Below are 4,692 nucleotides of genomic sequence, written 5' to 3'. Positions count from 1 at the left end.
CTAAAATAACAGCCAAAGCAAAGACCTTCAAGACAACAACAAAAACCAAAAAGTACACAGTTACACTTAAGGCCAACGGAAAGGCTTTGAAAAACAAGTGGGTTTACCTTAAAGTCAACGGCAAAAAATACAAGGCAAAAACCAACTCCAAAGGCAAAGCCACATTCAAGATCACCCAACTTAACAAAGCAGGCAAATTCAAGGCCACAGTAACCTTCAAAGGCAACGACTACTACAAAAAAGCCACCAAAAAGGCAACCATTAAGGTCAAATCCGTCTGGAAAACCGTCCAAAAAGGAAGCAAAAACAGCGCAATCGTCAAAAAAATCCAAAGGGCCCTGAAAAACCACGGATACTATCTTGAATACAACGGCCGCTACCTCATGGTTGACGGAATCTTCTGGGACTACACCGAGATGGCTGTTAAAGAGTTCCAAAAAGACAAAACATTGAAAGTGACTGGTAAGGTGGATGAAAAAACCGCCAAAAAACTTGGTATAATTTAAATTTTAATGTAGGTGCAAGTTGCATCTACAATCTATTTTTCTTTTTTTTACCAAAATTAAATCTATCCAAATACTCCTTCATGACCTATTGCATTTCATACTTTTGTTCTTCAGGTCTCATTTCGTGCATCACTTCCTTCAGTATTTCAATGCTGCTTTGGCAGGTCAGGCACTTTTAGCAAGTTCGTGTAGATGCAGTGAGCACATTGATGTCTTTGTGGATTATGAAGATGTAGAGGTAAAAGTTAATGAGATCTGTAACAGAACATTTCTCGGTGATTTTGTTGTGGTGAGGTGAAGATTAAGGAGAATAGCTCTGGAAATAGCTTTACTGAGGTATGGGTGTTGAAAATTCCTGTTAATATGAAATTCTCATTAAAACAGTATTACAAGGCTTGTGTAGAAAGATGTGGTTATATCTATTAACTCCTATCATTTTTTTACACGGCATTAATTATGATTGTATTTGGAGGGGTTTGCTGCTGGTTTGGCGGTTACTGTATTGTAGTGTTGGTTTTTTTTCATCGTTTCAATTACTAGTGTTCTATAATATAATGTATTGTATAGGGGTGTCTTGAATGAAAATGACTTTTCAATAGTTCTCCTTAAAATCTTCAACCAATTTTGAGAATATGGAGATGTCTAAAGGAGGATTGTCTATTTCTTCTTTACTGAACCATTTTGCATCAACTATTTCGCTTCCATCCACTTTTATCTCACCTGATTTGTACTTACATGTACATCCAATCATCAATGAATTTGGAAATGGCCAGGATTGGCTTGCAAAGTATTTGATGTCTTCGACTTCAATGCCAACTTCTTCTCGAACTTCCCTTTTGACGGCATCCTCTATTGTTTCTCCAGCTTCCAAAAATCCTGCAACCAATGTATATCCCATTCCTTTGTGATATGAATGGTTTGCCATCAGAAGCTTATTTTCAACCTCTCCGTTCTCGTTTTTTTCCTCTTTTGTAATTGTAGTAATAATGGAAGGTGATATTCTTGTAAAGCTTTTGAATCCGCATTCCGGACAAATTTTCACTCGTCTACCTGGGACAGTGGCTGTTTTAGCTCCGCATCTTCCGCAAAATTGATGGTTGTTTTCCCAATCAATAATCTGTATGGCTCTGCCGCTGATTAAATAGATTTCCTCATTAATTTCAAAAACAATGAACAGATTATGAAAAATGATTTCATTTTCATTTGACTTTGGCTTCAAATCCTTAATTTTGATATACTCCTCTCCGCTCTGATTCATTTCATCAATCTTAAGATTTTTAATCTTGCCGGATTCAATATTTATGATGTTGTAGTTTGTTAATATTATGCATCAAAGTGGGTTGCATATTAAGTTTTTTTTCTGTATAAAGCAATTCTAAAAAACTGGATGGGTGAGTTAACTATAATGAGTCCACATTAATAGGAAACACTGCACAAAGCAATGGTGGGGCAATAGACACTTTGAAGGTGAGATAACAATAAAATACGAATCCGAAAACTGCACTTTCAAAGACAATAAACCTGATGAATTTTATAAGATGAAGATTACGCGAACAGAAGAAAAATTCTACTTAAACGCATTATCATATAGCTTAATCAGATTATATGATATTACACAGGAAATGTCTAGTTTTGGGGGTATGAATATCTGACCATTGTCATCAGGATAGTATTGGTTCTTGTTATGTTTGTGGTAATTATCATTTCGTGACTCAATGTATTTTTGCAGGTGAATTTAAATTTCCAATTTGATCTCATCAAAGGTCAGATAAGGTATTTTACTGTTTTTAATACCCTCTTCAAATTTTATAAATCCATTCTCCTCCAATTTTTTAACTTTTGGCTGAATATTACTGACATCCTTATTTATTTTTTTAGCCAAATCTCTTATGCTTCTTGGTTTTTCATGTTTAATTGTATTCAAGATAATCAAATCCAAGTCGGATAATGATAATTTGTTTGTAACCAAACTTTCTGTTGTTTCAATCATTTCATCAGGATTTTGTTTATAATACTTCCAATTTTCCAAATCCACATACATTTTCATATTATTGGTTCGTTTAAACAGTTTTTCCAATTCGCTGAGAGATTTGTAAGTTTCCTCCATTTCACGAATGAATTCCTGTCCATTTTGTTTTTTGACTAAAGTAATAATCATTTTAACATCTCCATTAACTCTCCAATATCAAATTCATTTGAAACATTTAAGTAATCTTTAATTATTTCATAGATTTTTTCACAGTCTTGCAGTGACAATTCAACCCTATATGCATGGTTTTGAGGAAATGGATGGATATGTGCTTTACCTACATGATAATTATCAATTAAAATATTATCGGGCATTATAATAATGGACCACCCATTTGGTGTTTTTACCTTGTAGAGAATTTTATCACCTATTGGGATTTTGTTTTGTTTTTTCCTTGTCATGTAATAATATATTTATTTTAGTATTTATTTATTTGTTGGTTTTTTACCAACACAATTATATAATATTAGGTAAATTTAATAATGCTAAATAAATTTTCAAAACCAAAAACAAAATTTAAAAGATATTGGTGGTGCAATGATTATTTATCTTTTTTAAAGTTTATTCATAGTGATGTTAAAGTATTGCCATGATAAAATTAATACTTCATAAAAAATCTGTTTTTAAAAAGAGAGATAAGTGGTGTTTAAGTGACTAGTTTAAACACCCGTGTTTTGAGGAAAATTAGTGTTTGGCAGATTTTTGTTTTAATTTTCCAGCGACTTGTATCAAATTAGAGAAATTGTGAAAAATCTAATTTAACACGATTCTAATTTTTGGAGAGTTGTGTGTCTATTTGACTAAATGATATAATTTAGGCGAACCTAAATTTCATCACCAATTATAATGTTGTCAGAGGTAGTATATAAATCTTTCCATTTTTTTAGGTTTACCTAAATTTAGGATAAAATCAGATTTTTCCCGACTTTTTAAGAAACATTTCCTCAAAAAGCGGAATTTGGCAAAAAATAGCTCCAAACATTAATAAAATATATTTGGGCAATTATTAATGGGCAATATCAGTTCGCCAAGGCATATTTACTTCAATTTTTAATTTTATAACAGTTTATCTTATATGGGGTCTGAATATTCATTATTCAATGCTTAATCAAAACAGTTATATGCTGTTTTTACATATCTATTCATATAGCATTAATGGAGGTAAACATTTTGCTAAACAGAAAATTTATAATACTGGCAACAGTCATTGTTTTGTTTTTTTCTTTTTCTGCGGCATATGCTGCCGAAAACAATACAATTGACGAAATATGTGTTGATGAAAATCAGGCAATTCTCGAAGAGAATGACGGTATTGGAAATTTTTCAGATTTATCTGCTTTAATTGAAAACACTCCTGAAGGGGGTATTTTGGAATTGGATACTGATTATCAGTATGATTCCTCATCAGGTGCTCTAGGAGTCAGCATCACAAAATCGATTACTGTCGATGGTAAAGATCATATTTTGGATGCTAAAAATTCATCCAGAATATTCAATGTCAGGGCGGATAATGTTGTTTTAAAGAATATAGTTTTTAAAAACGGATTTTCTAACAATGCAGGCGGAGCCATTTACGCCAATTCCAACTGCAGTGCTGTTAATTGTAATTTTGAAAAATGTTGGGCAGCTAACGAAGGGGGAGCTGTTTATTCAAACCATTCATTCACTGCCGTTAACTGCAGTTTCGATAATAACTTCGCTTACTTCGGAGGATCATTATTTAATTGTTTGGCGGTTAACTGTAATTTCACCAATAACTCAGCCAATTCCGGCGGTGCACTGTATGACAGCTCTGCAATAGGGTCCCGTTTTAAAAACAGTAATGCTCGCGATGGTGGAGCCATCAGCGTTCAGGATTATAATTATGTCATTTCTGAGTGTAGCTTCATAAATTGTTCTGCTGATACTGTTGGAGGAGCCATATCCTTCGGCATTAATTCACAAGGCACTATTGAGAACTGTATTTTTGAAGACGGTACTTCAGAAAAAGGTGGTGCGATTTACATATTCACATCTGCCGATATTAAAAATTGCAGTTTCACAAATAATGGTGCTGATGAAGGCGGTGCTATTGGATTTAGTTCTATTGCAATAGGCAGCGTCAATGACTGTATTTTTGCAAACAATCGTGCTGCAGAAGGCGGTGCGATTCACATA

5 protein-coding genes and 1 pseudogene are annotated in these 4,692 nt (G+C 33.4%); 3 read left to right on the top strand and 3 right to left on the bottom strand.

What is annotated here, in order from left to right:
- Both ACJMLH_RS06055 and ACJMLH_RS06050 read left to right on the top strand, forming a co-directional pair.
- The coding region (locus tag ACJMLH_RS06055; RefSeq protein WP_405275740.1) for a peptidoglycan-binding protein at positions 1–506 on the top strand (506 nt) is incomplete at its 5' end.
- 124 nt (positions 507–630) lie between these two features.
- Positions 631–804 carry a hypothetical protein gene (locus tag ACJMLH_RS06050; protein ID WP_405275738.1) on the top strand — a complete coding sequence of 58 codons (174 nt, stop codon included), beginning with the start codon at positions 631–633 and terminating at the stop codon, positions 802–804.
- 294 nt (positions 805–1,098) lie between these two features.
- Here ACJMLH_RS06050 and nudC read toward each other — a convergent pair whose 3' ends face one another.
- The 3 genes from nudC to ACJMLH_RS06035 all read right to left on the bottom strand — a co-directional run bounded on the left by nudC (position 1,099) and on the right by ACJMLH_RS06035 (position 2,849).
- Complete coding sequence (gene nudC, locus ACJMLH_RS06045; RefSeq protein ID WP_405275742.1) at positions 1,099–1,788, bottom strand: NAD(+) diphosphatase; 690 nt, start codon at positions 1,786–1,788, stop codon at positions 1,099–1,101.
- A gap of 453 nt (positions 1,789–2,241) precedes the next feature.
- The gene (locus ACJMLH_RS06040) at positions 2,242–2,664 is read right to left on the bottom strand and encodes a MarR family transcriptional regulator (protein WP_405275736.1); all 423 of its coding nucleotides are present in this window, start codon (positions 2,662–2,664) and stop codon (positions 2,242–2,244) included.
- Entirely contained in the window at positions 2,661–2,849 is a 189-nt protein-coding gene (locus ACJMLH_RS06035; protein WP_405275733.1) for a hypothetical protein, read from the bottom strand. The genes ACJMLH_RS06040 and ACJMLH_RS06035 overlap by 4 nt, the downstream gene beginning before the upstream one ends.
- Before the next feature lie 856 nt (positions 2,850–3,705).
- On the opposite strand from ACJMLH_RS06035, the pseudogene ACJMLH_RS06030 reads away from it, so the two are divergent.
- Positions 3,706–4,692 (top strand): annotated as a pseudogene (locus ACJMLH_RS06030) (hypothetical protein); the annotation flags it as partial.

Source organism: Methanobrevibacter sp., assembly GCF_045116495.1.
Taxonomy (GTDB): Archaea; Methanobacteriota; Methanobacteria; order Methanobacteriales; family Methanobacteriaceae; genus Methanocatella.
Note: the sequence above shows the minus strand (reverse complement) of the source record. Positions and strands in the feature narration are given on the sequence as shown.